19 protein-coding genes are annotated in these 15,668 nt (G+C 62.9%); 5 read left to right on the plus strand and 14 right to left on the minus strand.

Annotated features, from left to right (window positions below; genetic code table 11):
* Positions 1-60: 60 nt before the first annotated feature.
* The 3 genes from secB to ACEN9T_RS23220 all read right to left on the minus strand — a co-directional run bounded on the left by secB (position 61) and on the right by ACEN9T_RS23220 (position 1,451).
* Positions 61-579, minus strand: a complete 519-nt coding sequence (secB, locus tag ACEN9T_RS23210; protein WP_024973710.1) for a protein-export chaperone SecB — start codon at positions 577-579, stop codon at positions 61-63.
* A gap of 173 nt (positions 580-752) precedes the next feature.
* Positions 753-1,010: a glutaredoxin 3 gene (gene grxC, locus ACEN9T_RS23215; protein WP_413707172.1), complete on the minus strand. Its 258-nt coding sequence runs from the start codon at positions 1,008-1,010 to the stop codon at positions 753-755.
* Positions 1,011-1,028: 18 nt separating this feature from the next.
* The gene (locus ACEN9T_RS23220) at positions 1,029-1,451 is read right to left on the minus strand and encodes a rhodanese-like domain-containing protein (protein WP_092973487.1); all 423 of its coding nucleotides are present in this window, start codon (positions 1,449-1,451) and stop codon (positions 1,029-1,031) included.
* A 174-nt stretch (positions 1,452-1,625) separates the two neighbouring features.
* Between ACEN9T_RS23220 and gpmA the strand changes: the two genes are divergently transcribed.
* The 3 genes from gpmA (at position 1,626) to ACEN9T_RS23235 (ending at position 4,926) form a co-directional block, all read left to right on the plus strand.
* Positions 1,626-2,372, plus strand: coding sequence for a 2,3-diphosphoglycerate-dependent phosphoglycerate mutase (gene gpmA / locus ACEN9T_RS23225; RefSeq protein WP_024976760.1), 747 nt, complete (start codon positions 1,626-1,628; stop codon positions 2,370-2,372).
* 118 nt (positions 2,373-2,490) lie between these two features.
* Positions 2,491-4,107: a S41 family peptidase gene (locus tag ACEN9T_RS23230; protein WP_092973488.1), complete on the plus strand. Its 1,617-nt coding sequence runs from the start codon at positions 2,491-2,493 to the stop codon at positions 4,105-4,107.
* A gap of 69 nt (positions 4,108-4,176) precedes the next feature.
* Positions 4,177-4,926, plus strand: coding sequence for a HesA/MoeB/ThiF family protein (locus ACEN9T_RS23235; RefSeq protein ID WP_413707173.1), 750 nt, complete (start codon positions 4,177-4,179; stop codon positions 4,924-4,926).
* A 67-nt stretch (positions 4,927-4,993) separates the two neighbouring features.
* On the opposite strand, the gene bfr is transcribed toward ACEN9T_RS23235, so the two are convergent.
* The 11 genes from bfr to ACEN9T_RS23290 form a co-directional block, all read right to left on the minus strand.
* Entirely contained in the window at positions 4,994-5,473 is a 480-nt protein-coding gene (gene bfr / locus ACEN9T_RS23240; protein ID WP_004637092.1) for a bacterioferritin, read from the minus strand.
* A 150-nt stretch (positions 5,474-5,623) separates the two neighbouring features.
* Complete coding sequence (locus tag ACEN9T_RS23245; RefSeq protein WP_092973492.1) at positions 5,624-5,899, minus strand: bacterioferritin-associated ferredoxin; 276 nt, start codon at positions 5,897-5,899, stop codon at positions 5,624-5,626.
* 228 nt (positions 5,900-6,127) lie between these two features.
* On the minus strand, positions 6,128-7,879 hold the full coding sequence (gene ptsP, locus ACEN9T_RS23250) for a phosphoenolpyruvate--protein phosphotransferase (RefSeq protein ID WP_413707174.1): 1,752 nt from the start codon (positions 7,877-7,879) through the stop codon (positions 6,128-6,130).
* A 46-nt stretch (positions 7,880-7,925) separates the two neighbouring features.
* Positions 7,926-8,195 (minus strand): HPr family phosphocarrier protein, encoded by a 270-nt coding sequence (locus tag ACEN9T_RS23255; RefSeq protein WP_004637085.1) that lies wholly within the window; start codon positions 8,193-8,195, stop codon positions 7,926-7,928.
* Complete coding sequence (locus ACEN9T_RS23260; RefSeq protein ID WP_027678360.1) at positions 8,164-8,619, minus strand: PTS sugar transporter subunit IIA; 456 nt, start codon at positions 8,617-8,619, stop codon at positions 8,164-8,166. Before ACEN9T_RS23260 ends, ACEN9T_RS23255 begins: the two co-directional genes overlap by 32 nt.
* 119 nt (positions 8,620-8,738) lie before the next feature.
* Positions 8,739-9,710 (minus strand): glutathione synthase, encoded by a 972-nt coding sequence (gshB, locus tag ACEN9T_RS23265; protein ID WP_092973496.1) that lies wholly within the window; start codon positions 9,708-9,710, stop codon positions 8,739-8,741.
* A 31-nt stretch (positions 9,711-9,741) separates the two neighbouring features.
* Positions 9,742-11,037, minus strand: coding sequence for a glutamate--cysteine ligase (gshA, locus tag ACEN9T_RS23270; protein WP_092973498.1), 1,296 nt, complete (start codon positions 11,035-11,037; stop codon positions 9,742-9,744).
* A 367-nt stretch (positions 11,038-11,404) separates the two neighbouring features.
* A complete protein-coding gene (locus ACEN9T_RS23275; RefSeq protein ID WP_413707175.1) occupies positions 11,405-12,946 on the minus strand; it encodes an ammonium transporter in 1,542 nt (513 codons plus the stop codon).
* A 30-nt stretch (positions 12,947-12,976) separates the two neighbouring features.
* Positions 12,977-13,315 carry a P-II family nitrogen regulator gene (locus ACEN9T_RS23280; protein ID WP_027678364.1) on the minus strand — a complete coding sequence of 113 codons (339 nt, stop codon included), beginning with the start codon at positions 13,313-13,315 and terminating at the stop codon, positions 12,977-12,979.
* Positions 13,316-13,361: 46 nt separating this feature from the next.
* Positions 13,362-14,177, minus strand: a complete 816-nt coding sequence (locus tag ACEN9T_RS23285) for a TorF family putative porin (protein ID WP_092973503.1) — start codon at positions 14,175-14,177, stop codon at positions 13,362-13,364.
* Positions 14,178-14,560: 383 nt separating this feature from the next.
* Positions 14,561-14,698: a hypothetical protein gene (locus tag ACEN9T_RS23290; protein ID WP_175537159.1), complete on the minus strand. Its 138-nt coding sequence runs from the start codon at positions 14,696-14,698 to the stop codon at positions 14,561-14,563.
* A gap of 12 nt (positions 14,699-14,710) precedes the next feature.
* On the opposite strand from ACEN9T_RS23290, the gene ACEN9T_RS23295 reads away from it, so the two are divergent.
* Together ACEN9T_RS23295 and ACEN9T_RS23300 are read left to right on the plus strand one after the other, a co-directional pair.
* On the plus strand, positions 14,711-14,968 hold the full coding sequence (locus ACEN9T_RS23295) for an accessory factor UbiK family protein (RefSeq protein ID WP_413707176.1): 258 nt from the start codon (positions 14,711-14,713) through the stop codon (positions 14,966-14,968).
* Positions 14,969-15,136: 168 nt separating this feature from the next.
* On the plus strand, positions 15,137-15,649 hold the full coding sequence (locus ACEN9T_RS23300; RefSeq protein ID WP_092973505.1) for a DUF1269 domain-containing protein: 513 nt from the start codon (positions 15,137-15,139) through the stop codon (positions 15,647-15,649).
* The last annotated feature ends 19 nt before the right edge of the window (positions 15,650-15,668 follow it).

The following is a 15,668-nucleotide window of genomic DNA, read 5'->3' on the forward strand; positions in this document are numbered from 1 at the left end:
AAAAAAAAGCCCGCGCAAGCGTGCGGCTGGCGCGGGCGTCTGGCGCAGTGCGCCTCGTACTTAGTGGGTGGCCTTCGAGCCGTCCGGCATCACCAGACCAGCGCCGCCGGCTTGGCCTTGCTGCTCCATGGCAGCGGCCAGGCGTTGTTCGTACAGCGCCTGGAAGTTGATCTCGGCCAGGTGGATCGGCTGGAAACCGGCGCGACCGATGGTGTCGGCAATGTTCGAGCGCAGGTACGGGTACACGATGGTCGGGCAGGCGATGCCCAGCAGCGGGTCCATCTGTTCGGCCGGCACGTTGCGAATGTCGAAGATGCCCGCTTGCTTGGCTTCCACCAGGAACGCGACCTTCTCTTGCACCTTGGTCGTCACCGTACCGATGACGGTCACTTCAAACACGCCTTCCGCCAGTTGCGAAGCGGCGACGTCCACCTGCACTTCCACAGACGGCTGTTCCTGCTCGAGGAAGATGTGCGGCGAGTTCGGTTGTTCCAGCGACAGGTCCTTCAGATAGACGCGCTGGATGTTGAAGAACGGCTGGCCATCCTGGCCCGGTTGCTGCTGTTGCTGGTCGCTCATGACTCGCCTTCAAATGGGATGTGGTCAGTGCTTGGCGGAAGCGTCCGCCGCGCAAGACGCGTATGGTACATGACCAAATGGAGCCCGCTATGAGAGCCGGCCCAAAAGTACAACGCCCGGTCTAAGCCGGGCGTTTTTGTGTGGTGCGCAGGTCGCCAGATCGGGCCGCCGAATCAGACAGCCAGCAACGGAACCAAGCCACCCTCGCGGTCCAGCGCAGACAGATCATCGAAGCCGCCGATGTGGCGCTCGTCGATATAAATCTGTGGAACCGTGCGGCGATTCGTACGCGTCATCATCTCTTCGCGCTTGCCGGGTTCGCGATCGATCAGGATCTTCTCGATCTGCTCGACACCGCGCTGCTTCAGGAGTCGTTCCGCTGCCACGCAATAGGGGCAGACGGTGGTGCTGTACATGACCACGTGCGCCATAAGTTGAACCTCGTTTCTTTATTTCACAACCGGAAGGCCCGCTTGTTGCCAGGCGGCCAATCCGCCCTCGAGCGAATACACCTCACTGTAACCGGCCTGCTTCAGGACTGCTTGCGCCCGGCCGGCACGCTGACCCGTCTGGCATACGAGGATGATGGGGGTCTCTTTGTTCTTTGCAAGCCCGGCAGCCTTGCCTGCAAGTTCCCCGAGCGGCGCGTGCTTGGCTTGCGGCAGATGCCCGGCGGCGTATTCACCGCTTTCACGCACATCCACCACCACGGCATTGCGGCGATTGATGAGCTGGGTGGCCGCCGAAGCACCCACCTTGGCACCGCCGCCGCCCGCGATGCGGCGCTGGATGGGCGCCCAGAGCAGCAGCAGACCCGAAACGATGGCGACGGCAAGCAGTGCGAGGTTGTTGTAATCGGCGAAGAACTTCACGGTATCGGTTTCCTGGGATGGGTCGGGCAAGTCTACTGGGCGAACATCAGCCGAACGATTCGGGGGCCCAATGCCCGCGGCATTATAAAATAGTCGGTTTCAGCGGCTGCACGATGACGTACCACACGTCGCCGCAGCCGCGCGCAGGTTTTCTCACTTCTCATCATGGCAGTCATGCATAAGCTCGTCCTCATCCGCCACGGCGAATCGACGTGGAATCTGGAGAACCGCTTCACCGGCTGGGTCGACGTCGACCTGACCGACACAGGCGTCGCCCAGGCCCGCCAAGGCGGCAAACTGCTGCGCGAAGCCGGCTTCACGTTCGATCTGGCCTACACCTCGGTGCTCAAGCGCGCGATCCGCACGCTCTGGCATGTACAGGACGAAATGGATCTGATGTGGATTCCGACCCGCAATGAGTGGCGCCTGAACGAGCGCCACTACGGCGCGCTGTCGGGCCTGAACAAAGCCGAAACCGCCGCGCAATATGGCGACGAGCAAGTCCTAGTATGGCGCCGCAGCTACGACACGCCGCCGCCCGCGCTGGAGCCCGGCGCCGACAACGACGCCTTCGGCAACCCCCGCTACGCGGGTCTCACGCGCGAGCAGGTGCCCCTGACCGAATGCCTGAAGGACACCGTTGCGCGCGTGATGCCGCTGTGGGATGAATCGATTGCACCGGCCATCAAGAGCGGCAAGCGCGTGGTGATCGCCGCGCACGGCAATAGCATCCGCGCGCTGGTGAAGTACCTGGACGGCATTTCCGACGCAGACATCGTCGGCCTGAATATCCCCAACGGCACGCCACTTGTGTATGAGCTGGACGCCAACCTCAAGCCGATCCGCCATTACTACCTGGGCGACCAGGAAGCGATTGCCGCTTCGCTCGCGGCGGTCGCCAGCCAAGGCAAGTCGAAATAAACCGTAACGGGCGCTACGGCACTCCAACGCCTTTATACTGTCGAAGCCTGTAGCCCGGGATGTGCGCGAGCCGTCCCGGGCCATGTTTATCTACTGTTCCCACGTCCACGCTCGACACATGCGAACTTCGCTCAAGAACATCAGCTTGATCGCCATCGGCCTCGTCACCGGGGTTCTGGCGACGCTCCAGCTCTCCGCCACTGCGCAAAACGCGACGGTCGGCCCGCTCCCGCTGGAGAAGCTCAGGCTCATGGCGGACATCTTTGGCCAGATCAAGCGTGAATATGTCGAGCCGGTGGATGACGACAAGCTGCTGACCGAAGCCATCAAGGGCATGGTCGCCAGCCTCGACCCGCATTCGGCCTATCTGGACAAGAAGGACTTCCAGGAACTGCAGGAAGGGACCCAGGGCCGCTTCGCCGGTCTGGGCATCGAGATCTCGCAGGAAGAAGGCCTGGTCAAGGTCATCAACCCAATCGAAGACACTCCGGCGTTCCGCGCCGGCGTGCAGCCGGGCGACCTGATCACCCGTATCGACGATAAGCCCGTGCGTGGCATGCCGCTGGAGCAAGCCGTCAAACGCATGCGCGGCGCGCCGGGTACCAAGGTCACGCTCACGATCTACCGCAAGAAGGAAGAGCGCACGTTCCCGCTGACCATCACACGCGCCGAGATCCAGGTGCAGTCGGTCAAGGCCAAGATGCTGGACAACGGCATCGCGTGGGTGCGCATCACGAGCTTCCAGGAACGCACCGTTCCGGACCTGGCCAAGAAGCTCAATGACCTGGCCAAACAGGATGCGCACCTCAAGGGTGTGATCCTGGATCTGCGCAACAACGGCGGTGGCGTGCTGCAAGCTGCGGTTGGCGTGTCGGCTGCGTTCCTGCCGCCGGACGTGACGGTGGTATCGACAAACGGCCAAGTGCCGGATGCCAAGCGCACGTACAAGGCGACCTTCGCCAACTACCGCTTGAGCAACTTCGACTCCGATCCGCTGGTCGGCCTGGACCCCGAGTTCAAGACCGTGCCGATCATCGTGCTGACTAACGCCTACACGGCTTCGGCCTCTGAAATCGTGGCTGGTGCGCTGCAGGATCATCACCGCGCCAAGACGATGGGCAAGACGACGTTCGGCAAGGGCTCGGTGCAGACCGTACGTCCGCTGTCGAACGACACTGGCATCAAGCTGACCATCGCGTACTACTACACGCCCTCGGGCAAGTCGATCCAGGCGAAGGGCATCCGCCCGGATATTCCGGTTGACCAGAACCCGGACGGCGACCCGGACGACGCGCTGATCACGCGCGAAATCGACACCGAACGCCACCTGCATAACAAGCAGGAATCGGAAGAAGCCGAGATGACGGAGCGCGAAAAGCGCCGCGTTGAAGAGTTGCGTCGTCTGGAAGAGGAAAACGCCAAGAAGACGCCCGAGCAGCGCGAGAAGGAGCGCAACAAGAAGCCGATCGAGTTCGGTTCGGCTGAAGACTTCATGCTGCAACAGGCCATCGCCGACCTGAAGGGTCAGCCGGTCAAGCGCTCGAAGTCGGTGTTGGAAGCAGCCGCTGCCGCGGTGCCGGACAAGGCGGTGAAGTCGTCGGCGGCCAAGGAATCGAGCGCCCCGGCCAAGCTGCCGAAGGGCAAGGCGGCACCGGCCTCCGAGCCGGCAGCTCCGAAACCCAATGTCCCGGCCAGCGGCGTGCAGCCTGCACCGGAGCCCACCGGGGCCCGTTAAGACACGGGCCGGCAAACACTGGCAAACTTACGAGGCCGTGCACTGCACGGCCTTTTTCATTGCACCACCATGAACGACGATCAACTGCTGCGGTACTCACGCCATATCCTGCTCGACGAAATCGGCATCGAGGGGCAGACGCGCCTGCTTGAGAGCCATGTACTCGTCATCGGTGCGGGCGGGCTTGGCGCTGCGGCCCTGCCCTATCTGGCTGCGGCCGGCGTGGGCACGCTCACCATCGTCGACGACGACACGGTGGACTTGACCAATCTGCAGCGCCAGATCATCCACACCACGGAATCGGTCGGACAACCGAAGGTGGCATCGGCCCAGGCGGCCATTGCCCGACTGAATCCGGACGTGCGCGTGAATGCGTTACAGCGCCGGCTCGATGCCGATGCCATTGGCGCGCTGCTTCAAGGCGTAAGCGTAGTGCTGGACTGCTCCGATAACTTCGGCACTCGCCAGGCCACCAACCTTGCCTGCGTGCGGGCTAGGGTGCCGCTGGTGTCGGGCGCCGCCATCCGTTTTGACGGGCAGATCAGCGTGTTTGACAGCCGCGACGGCGGCCCCTGCTACGCGTGCCTGTTCCCGCCCGACGAGCCCGCGCCCGAGGTCGCGTGCGCAACGATGGGCGTGTTCTCGCCGCTGGTGGGCATGGTAGGTACGGTGCAGGCTGCTGAGGCGCTGAAGCTGATCGCGGGTATCGGTCAATCGCTTGCCGGTCGCCTGCTGATGCTCGATGGTCTATCGATGGAATGGACGACGATGCGCATCGCGCGCCAGCGGTCATGCCCGGTCTGCGGCGGAGCGCACTGAGACGCCCGAAACCGCGCAACAAAAAGGAGGCCCGAGGCCTCCTTCTTTTTTTGCCGCCCGACGAGACTTACTCGCCCTCGGGCTCCATCTGCGATTGCAGGTAGTTCTGGATGCCGACCTTGTCGATCAGCTCGAGTTGCGTTTCCAGCCAGTCGATGTGCTCTTCGGTGTCGTCCAGGATGTCGACCAGAATTTCGCGGCTGACGTAGTCCTTCACCGATTCGCAGTAAGCGATGCCCTCGACCACGGTGCCGTGTGCGGCGCGCTCCAGCTTCAGGTCGCACTCGATGATCTCTTTCGTGTCCTGGCCGATGAAGATCTTGCCCAGGTCCTGCAGGTTAGGCAGGCCGTCGAGCATCAGGATCCGCTCGATCAGGCGATCGGCATGCTTCATCTCGCCGATCGACTCCTTGTACTCGTGGTCCCCGATGCGCTTGAGCCCCCAGTGGCCGTACATGCGCGCGTGGAGGAAATACTGGTTGATGGCGGTCAGCTCATTCTTGAGCTGGGCGTTCAGATATTGGATGACCTTCTTATCGCCTTTCATTCTTGGGGCTCCAGCAAAGTGCAACTGCGGTGATGGACGCACGCACGCGTCCGTTCAAGGCGAGCCCTTTGCCTGACCAGCAAGCAACAAATGCCGCCGAGGCTCAACGCCTGGGCGGCAATTCGCGGCGACAGGAAAAGACGGGGGGAATCAGGCAGCCAATGCTCCAGGCAAAATGGCCTGATCATTGGCAACGGGCTCGTCGCGACGCTCGATTATGGCATGCGTGCTGGCACGGCCCAAAATCTGGTCGACGGGGACGCAACTCACCGCTTCGGCAAGCACCTGCTTGGCGCAGTCCCGGCATTGTCCGCAGCAGGTGCCCACGCCGAGCGTTTCGGCGAGTTCGTCCATCGTCGACACGCCTAGACGGGCGGCGCCATGGATTTCGCGGTCGGTCACTTGGTTGCAGATACAGACGTACACGGGATTCCTCCGCAGCGCTCGGAACACGCTGTAAAACCAGAATAACAGAGAATCGAAATGAGAACAATTCTTGTTCTACCCCATTCTGAGCGGAGGGTCATGCAGGTGTACGCAAGCCGTCTTTTCAGAGAAAGACGTGAAATTTCAATCACTTATGGAAGCTACACCTTAGGAAAGCGATGCGCCGGCGCGACACTGGGTACGGCCGGCGCTTTGAGGACGCGCGACTCAGGCCCGTGCGAGCGCGCCCAGCGCTTCCTCGATTTCGGCTGGCTCGCAGGCGTGCAGCAGGCGGTCCGCTTCGCGCATCAGGCGAGGGCGGTCCGAGCGCAGGATCTGCTGCTTAACGCTCAGCAACTGAGACGGATGCATCGAGAATTCGGTCAGGCCCATACCCAGCAGCAGGCGCGTCATGGAAGCGTCCCCCGCCATCTCGCCGCACACTGAAACCGGCTTGCCTGCCTGATGCCCTTCGCGAATGGTGCGCGCGATCAATTGCAGCACCGCCGGGTGCAGCGGGTCGTACAGATGCGCAACCGCGTTGTCGGCGCGGTCGATAGCGAGCGTGTACTGAATCAGATCGTTCGTGCCGATCGAGAGGAAATCCATGCGGCGCAGGAACACCGGCAGGATCAGCACGGCGGCCGGAATCTCGATCATGGCGCCGACCTTGATGGTCGGGTCGTAGGCCACGCCATCGGCGTCGAGCGAGGCCTTGGCGCGTGCCAGCAACTCAAGCGTTTGGTCGATCTCGCGGGCGTGCGCAAGCATCGGCACAAGAATCTTGATGGGCCCAAACGCAGACGCCCGCAGCAGCGCGCGCAACTGCGTCAGGAACATTGCCGGCTCCGAGAGCGACCAGCGGATCGCGCGCAAACCAAGCGCCGGATTCGGTGCGGTCTCGAACACGTCGTCGCGGATGTCCAGCGGCTTGTCAGCCCCGATGTCGATGGTCCGGATCGTGACGGGCAGGCCCATCATCGATTCAACGGCGGTGCGGTACGCGCGAAACTGCTCTTCCTCGTCGGGCAGCGCACCGCGACGGTTCATGAACAGGAACTCGGAGCGGAACAGGCCCACGCCCACGGCACCGGCTTTGACGGCCGCGGCCGCATCTTCCGGCATTTCGATGTTTGCGTGCAGATCGATTTGCGTACCGTCGAGCGTGACGGTGGGTGTATGGCGCAGGCGTTCGAGGCGCTTTTTTTGCAATTCGCCTTCGCTGCGGCGGTGGCGGTATTCCTCGAGAATGGACGCGCTCGGATCGACGATGACGATGCCGTTGTCGCCATCAATGACGACGATGTCGTCCTGGCGAATCAGCGTGCTGGCGTTATGAACACCCACGGCCGCCGGGATATCGAGGCTACGCGCCACGATGGCGGTGTGCGAGGTGCGACCGCCCAGGTCGGTCACGAAGCCAGCGAAGGTTTGGCCCCGGAACTGCAGCATGTCGGCCGGCGCAATATCGTGCGCCACGACGATCATCCCAGCATCCGGATCGCAACCGACCGCCACCGGCGCAGGCGCCAACGCGGGCGCGCCGGCCAGCACCTTCAGAATGCGTTCGACCACCTGCTCGATGTCGGCCTTTCGCTCGCGCAGGTATTCGTCTTCGATTTCGCCGAACTGGCGGATCAGTTCTTCAAGTTGCGTTGTGAGCGCCCACTCTGCGTTGTAACGCCGCTGGTGAATCAACGTCTCCGGCACCTGCGAGAGCAACGCGTCATCCAAAATCATCGCGTGCACATCGAGGAAGGCGCCCATCTCTTCGGGCACATCGGTGGGCAGATCGCGCTTGAGCGCAGCCAACTCGGCACGCACGGTAGCGCGGGCACTGCGCAAACGCTCGATCTCAGCGTCGACCTTGTCTTCGTCGACCAGGTAATGCGACACATCGAGCGCCGCGCGCGCCAGCATGTGAGCGCGGCCGATGGAGATGCCGCGCGAGACCGGAATACCGTGCAGGGTAAAAGGCATAGACGCTGGCCGGAGCGGCGTTGAAGTGGAGTGCGGCTGGGAGGGGTTATTCGCCTTCGCCGAAGCGGTCATTGATGAGCGCGACGAGACCATCCATGGCATCGTGCTCGTCGGGGCCGTCGATCTCCAGCGTGACGGTGGAGCCGATGCCCGCGGCCAGCATCATCACGCCCATGATGCTCTTGGCGTCGACCTGACGGCCGTTGCGCGACATCTTGATCTGGCTGTCGAACTTGCTGGCGAGCTGCGTGAGTTTGGCGGAGGCGCGGGCATGCAGCCCGAGCTTATTGATGATGGTGATATCCCTCTGCAGCATATTTGTCTGGATGATTGGCAACCTGGTTCTGAACGGCTGTCGAGCCGACCTGCAGTACGCCTTGCGCGCCGCCGGCCAGAGCCTTGGCGGCAAGTTGTTCGAGTTTTTCGGAGCGATAGCAGATGGCGCGCACGAGCATCGGCAGGTTTACGCCGGCCAGCACGCGCACACGGCCCGGATCGGCCAGGCGCGAGGCGATATTGGCGGGCGTGGCCCCGAAGATGTCGGTCAGCACCAGTGCGCCGTTGGCTTCAATGAGTTCGGCGAGCTTGTCGCGCGCCTGAGCCAGCACGGCAGCCGGCTCGGCATCGGGCAGGACATCGATTGCGCCCAGCCGCTCGGGCTGACCGCAATAGACGTGTGCAGCGCAATCGCGCAGTGCGCTGGCCAGCGGCGCATGAGCGATGATCAGAATCCCTGCCATGATCGAAAAGCGAATCGGTATAACGCTGATTGTATCAGGGCCATTTGGCGCAATTGTGCGGCCGTGTGCCGAACCTCCCCCTTGTGGAGGACCCTCGGCAGAGGGGCCATTCCGCCAAATCAGGCGGGCTTGCGCCCCAGTCCGCTGTTCTTGCCTGCGGCGCGCTCGAGTGCATCGATGAACATTCCGGCCACATTGAAGCCCGTCTGCTGGGTGATTTCCTGGAAGCACGTCGGGCTGGTGACGTTGACCTCGGTGAGGTAATCCCCAATGACGTCCAGACCGACAAGCAGCAGACCGCGTTGCCAGAGCACGGGCGCAAGTGCATGCGCAATCACCTGATCACGCTCGGACAGCGGCTGAGCCTTGCCCGTCCCGCCAGCCGCCAGATTGCCGCGGACCTCGCCGGCCATCGGCACGCGTGCTAGTGAATGCGGCACCGGCGAACCGCCGATCAGGAGAATGCGTTTGTCGCCCTCGCGGATCGCAGGAATGTACTGCTGAGCCATGATCGTGCGTGCGCCGTTGTCGGTGAGCGATTCGATGACCGCCCCGAGGTTCATGCCGTCCGGCCCCACGCGGAAGATGCCCGCACCGCCCATGCCGTCGAGCGGCTTGAAGATGACGTCGCCCTGCTCGGCGTGGAATTCGCGCAGGCGCTTGGCATCGCGCGACACGATGGTCGGCACGGTGAACTCGCGGAACTGCGCGATGGCGAGTTTCTCCGAGTGGTCACGAATCGCCTGCGGCTTGTTGAACACGCGTGCGCCCTGACGCTCGGCAATCTCCAGCAACCATGTGCTGGTGACGTACTCCATGTCGAACGGCGGATCCTTGCGCATCAGCACCGCGTCAAAGCCGGTGAGCGGTAGCAGGCGCGCATCGCCGGCGCGATACCAGTCGTGCTCGTCGCCGGTCAAGGCGATCGGCGTGGCCACGGTTTCGACGACGTTGTTCGCCAGCGTGAGCTGTGACTGCAAGCACGTGTAGATGGCATAGCCGCGCGCCGCCGCCTCGCGCATCATCGCGAAGGTGGAATCCTTGTAGGTCTTGAACGTCGACAGCGGATCGACGATGAACAGGATGCGCATGGCGGTTCCTTCTACAGCGTTTTATGGCCGATCAGATCAGCGGGTTCGGGTCGGTCTTCTCAAGCTCGAGCGATGCAGCCAGCAGCGCCAAGCGCGCCACCACACCGTACATATAGAAGCGGTTAGGCTCGCCGGCGCCCGGCTTGGCATGGCTGTCCGGCAGCGAATTCGACGCAAACGGCAGCGGCACGAAATGCATGCCCGGCGCGTTGAGATTCTCGTCCACGCCGCGGCCCGTGTGAACCCGGTAGAAACCGCCCACGACATAGCGGTCGATCATGTAGACGACCGGCTCGGCCACCGCCTCGTTGATCTTCTCGAAGGTGTGCACGCCTTCCTGCACGATCACCTCGGAGACCTCGAGGCCCTCCTTGACCACGCTCATCTTGTTGCGCTCCTTCCGGTTGAGGCCCTTCACCTCGGAGGGATCGCGCACCGTCATCACGCCCATGCCATAGGTGCCGGCGTCGGCCTTGACCACCACGTATGGGGTCTCGGTCACGCCGTATTCCTTGTACTTCTTGGCGGTTTTCTTGAGCACCGTTTCCACGGCGTGGGCCAATTCTTCCTCACCGGCCCGCTCATGAAAGTCCAGCCCGCTGCATTTGGTGAAGTACGGGTTGACCATCCACGGGTCGATGTCGATCAGCTTGGCGAACTTCTTGGCCACTTCGTCGTAGGCGGCAAAGTGGTTGGTCTTGCGACGCTGCGACCAGCCGGCATGTAGCGGCGGCAGCAGATACTGCTCGTTGATGTTCTGGAGGATGGGCGGCACGCCGGCTGACAGATCGTTGTTCAGCAGGATCGAGCACGGATCGAAGTCTTCCATGCCCAGGCGACGGCCTTTGGTACCGATGCGCTTGATCGGCTCGACAACGAGGCGCTGCCCATCCGGCAAATCGATCGGCGTCGGCTCGGTGATGTCCTCAGAGAGAGACCCCAGACGCACATTCAAGCCGGCTTGACGCATGATCTGGGACAGGCGCGCGACGTTCTGCAGGTAGAACATGTTGCGCGTGTGGCGCTCGGGGATCAGCAAGAGGTTCTTGGCGTCCGGGCAAATCTTTTCGATGGCGGCCATGGCGGCCTGCACGGCCAGCGGCAGCATCTCGGGCGCAAGGTTGTTGAAGCCGCCCGGGAACAGATTCGTGTCGACCGGCGCCAGCTTGAAGCCGGCGTTGCGCAAATCGACAGAACAGTAGAACGGCGGCGTGTGTTCCTGCCACTCCAGGCGGAACCAGCGTTCGATGGCGGGCGTGGCGTCAAGAATCTTCTGCTCGAGCTCGAGCAGCGGCCCGTTCAGCGCGGTGATCAAGTGCGGAACCATACCCTTCCTATTGATGTTATTTATCGCCCGCTCCGATTGTAGAGGAACAGGCAATAGCTTGCAGACGACAGCGGGCTATCGATATGCGGTCAGGAAAGAGGATTCGCAAGAGGCGAAGTGCGGCGGTACAGCAAGCCACACAAAAAAGGCGGACAAAAAAAAGCGCGGGGCTGCCGCGCTTGGGGAATAGCCTGACAGATACGGGGAGCGTTCTGCAGGTGGAGGAAACCACGTCTGCAATGTAAGCGTCCGCATAACGAGAGGCAATTGAAGGTTTTTTACATCGGAGTTAAGGACGTCCGGCTCAGGGGCGCCGGAACAAAAGACCCGGCGCGCAACCGGGTCTTTTGCAAGGTGAGTGAGCGGATCAGTCTTCGTAGGCGGTTTCGCCGTGGGACGTGATGTCCAGACCCTCGCGCTCCTCTTCTTCCGGCACGCGCAGGCCAACAATGGCATCGACGATCTTGTACGAAATGAACGCCACCACTGCGGACCAGATGACCGTGGTCACCACGCCCTGGAACTGGATCCACAGCTGGCCGCCGATCGAGTAATCATCTGCAACCTTGTTGGCGACATAGTCGTAGATGCCGGTGCCGCCGAGGCTCGGTGCCGCGAACACGCCGGTCAGCAGCGCGCCGAGGATACCGCCCACGCCGTGCACGCCGAACACGTCCAGCGTGTCGTCCATGCCCAGCATGCGCTTGAGGCCGTTCACGCCCCACAGGCACAGCAGGCCGGCGATGATACCGAGCGCGATCGAACCCATCGGGCCGACAAAGCCGGCAGCCGGCGTGATGGCCACAAGGCCAGCCACGGCGCCGGATGCAGCACCCAGCATCGACGGCTTGCTCTTGCCGAACCACTCGCCGAAGCTCCACGACAGCACGGCCGCAGCGGTTGCCAGCAGCGTGTTGACGAAGGCCAGCGCGGCGCTGCCGTTGGCTTCCAGGGCCGAACCGGCGTTGAAGCCGAACCAGCCGAACCACAGCAGCGAGGCACCGACCATCGTCAGCGTCAGGCTGTGCGGCTTGAGCGCCTCACGGCCAAAACCGATGCGCTTGCCGAACAGGAAGGCACCCACCAGACCCGCCACGGCTGCGTTGATGTGCACCACGGTACCGCCCGCAAAGTCCAGCGCGCCCTTCTGGAACAGCCAGCCCGACTTAGCAGTCATCACCTCGGCCGCCTTGGCGTCGGTAAAGCCGTCCGGACCCGGCCAGAACCAGACCATGTGCGCGATCGGCAGGTAGCTGAAGGTGAACCACAGCACCACGAACAGCAGGACAGCCGAGAACTTCGCACGTTCGGCGAAGGCGCCGATGATCAGCGCGCACGTAATCGCCGCAAACGCGCCCTGGAAAGCGAAGTACGCGTATTCCGGCACCACCACGCCCTTGCTGAAGGTGGCAGCGACCGAATCCGGCGTCAGCCCCTTGAGGAACAGACGATCAAGCCCGCCGAAGAAAGCGTTGCCTTCAGTGAACGCGAAGCTGTAGCCGTAGACAGCCCACAGGATGATGATGAGCGAGAAGATGCCCATGCACTGCATCAACACCGACAGCATGTTCTTCTTGCGCACCAGGCCGCCGTAGAACAGCGCCAGACCCGGCAGCGTCATCAGAATGACGAAGGCTGTGGAGATCAGCAGCCACGCCGTGTCGCCCTTGTTGGGGACGGGCGTAGCGGCGGCGGGCGCAGCGGCAGCCGGAGCAGCGGCGGCGGCAGGCGCTGAAGCCGGGGCAGCGGCAGCGGCAGCGGCCGGCTCGGAAGCGGCAGCCGCGGCAGCCGGCGCCGAAGCTTCAGCCGCCGGCTTGTCCTGTGCAACGGCCGGCGCCGACACTACGGCGCCTGCGAGCACGGCAGCGACGGCCCCAGCCGTCAGGAATCGTGTGAACCAGGTTTTCATGTTTTGACCTCTTCCTTGGCGGATTGGGGCTTATAGGGCGTCGCCGCCGGTCTCACCGGTGCGGATGCGGATGACTTGTTCGACCTCGGCCACGAAGATCTTGCCGTCGCCAATCTTGCCGGTGCGCGCAGATTTTTCGATGGCCTCGACGGCGCGTTCGACCACGTCGTCGGGCACGGCCACTTCGATCTTCACTTTAGGCAGGAAGTCGACGATGTACTCCGCGCCGCGGTAAAGCTCGGTATGACCTTTCTGGCGTCCGAAGCCTTTGACTTCCGTGACGGTAATGCCCGACACACCGACTTCGGACAATGCCTCGCGGACCTCGTCGAGCTTGAACGGCTTGATGATGGCCATGATGAGTTTCATGCTGGTTGCTCCTCGGTCGGCGGCACCGGAGCGCCGCCGCGCATCGTTATTGGAAAGTCTTGGTGATCGACAGCAGGGCCGTGGCCTTGCCCATGTAGTTGCCGCGCGTGTTCGTATAGAACGCGCGCGAAGCGTTCGTATCGATGTAGGCCAGCGATGCCGCCCAGCCGTTGCCGAAGTCTTTCGTCACACCGACCTTCCAGTCGGCATATGAGGCGCGCACGGTCTGATGCGGCACTTGCTGGTAGCCAGCATGCAGGTTCAGCGTCAGGCCCCAGAAGCCGGTGTCGAAGTTGCCCGACAGGTCGAAGTACTGGCTGTGATGCGAATCAGGCGTGCCGAACAGGTTCGAAAACGCGTGCGAATACTTGAACGTGACCGGGCCGTAGCCGATCTGGGCATAGCCTTCGGTGGTGTGCGGACGCGTGAAGCCGTCGGGGTAGCTGCCCGGGTAGTAATACTGGAGCACGCCCACGTCGATCGGCACGTCCTTGATGATCTCGGTCTTGTAGCCGCCGTAGAAGTCCATCTCGATCGGCGCGGAGACGTTCGAGTTCGAATCGCTCAACCAGCTGATCGACGAGTTCCAGTTACCGATGTAGAAGCCTTCGGGCAACACACCGCCCGGAATGGCGTAGTCAAAGCCGCCCTGGATGGCCGGCTTGTTGTTGGTCTGCATGATGCCGCGGTAGCGGTATTGGCTCGCCAGCGTCACGTTGGCCGTGAGCGCAGCAGGCGCCGGCGCGGGCGCGGCGGCCGGTGCGTCAGCCGCAGGTGCAGACTGCGCGATGGCGGATTGGCTCACACCGGCAACGGCACCGGTCAGGAGTACAAGGCTGGCTGCGTACGCAAACTTCTTCATAACGGCTCTCCCCCTTTAGAAAGTCGCAACGGCAATGGAAAAAAATTCGCACCAGTTCTGCAACTGTCATGCCATGTCGATGTCGTCGGATTGGAGGGTGTCTTCGGTTACAGCGGCGCGCGACGCCAAGGTACGAAAGCGCAGGAAATTGGGGACGGGTCGCTCCTGGCAGCGCTCGCTGCCCGCCAACGGTTGCAGCAGGCGGGTCCACGCCAAGTGGTCTACACCGTCATGGCGCGATAAAAACCATGTGATAGAGTGATTTCAGCCCCATGCAGTCGCTCGCACGGCCGGGCGCGGAAACTGCGGCGGCCCGTTCTGTCCCCGTTTGTATGGCGCCGCCAATGCCGCATCGCAGCGAGATTTGACGCAAGGTGTGCCGTTTAGAGCGCCCAGCCGGTACCATCGCGGCCGGCAGCACCGAAACCACGCGCCACGCGCAGGCCTTCGCACCACGGCACAGCAATTTCCACGCACAGCTTCGGTGCATGCACCGGCTTGGCGCAGATAGCACGACCCACGGAGCAAATGACATGAAACCGACCGATCTCTTTTCCGACTTTCAAAGCCGCGTCAGCGAAGCCCTGCGTAACTCGCCGGCGGCCGACATCGAGAAGAACGTCCGCGCGATGATGACCCAGGGCTTTTCCAAGCTCGACTTGGTCACGCGTGAGGAATTCGACGTGCAATCGCAAGTGCTGGCGCGTACGCGCGCGCGTCTGGAAGAACTGGAAACGCGCGTGGCCGCGCTGGAAGCCCAACTGAAGTCCGCTGCCCCGGCAGATCAGTAACCCGCGGCCCGGTGTTGCGCCGGGCACGCATCTGCGTGGCTGCTGTGCCGGCCGCCGCACCCCTGCTGCGGCGCACAGCGAAAAGATCCATATGCCGCCTTGTTGCGGCTGGCTAACTGATCTAGAACGTCCTTAAGACGCGCGTGCACCGCGCTTGAGGAGAAGATCATGCAGCATCGCCTCTACTTCCTGATGCCGGACGTCGTCAGCGCCCGGCGCGTAATGAACGACCTCCTGCTGGCGCGCATTACCGAGCGCCACATCCACTTCGTCTCCAGGCCCGGCGTCGATCTCACCGGCCTGCACGAGGCCAACATCCTCCAGACGTCGGACATCGTCCACGCCACCCAGAACGGGTTGGTGATCGGCGGGGGTGCCGGCGTGCTGGCGGGCATCGTGGCGGCCATCTTCCCGGTCATCGGCGAAGGACCGCAGTGGGGCATGGTCGGCATTACCACCGTGGTGGGCGCGCTCTTTGGCGCATGGGCCTCGAGCATGATCGGAAGCTCCGTGCCAAACAGCCGCCTCAAACCATTCAAGCAGGCAGTGGAGGATGGGCAGATTCTGCTGATGGTCGATGTGCCGCGCTCGCGTGTGAAAGAGGTACGTGCGCTGCTGCAGAAGACGCATCCCGAAGGCCACTTCAGCGGCGAAGACACGGCCATGCCGGCCTTCCCCTGAGTTGATCTGCCGACAACGA

This window comes from Ralstonia sp. Ralssp110 (assembly GCF_047325135.1).
GTDB classification, from domain to species: Bacteria; Pseudomonadota; Gammaproteobacteria; order Burkholderiales; family Burkholderiaceae; genus Ralstonia; species Ralstonia mojiangensis.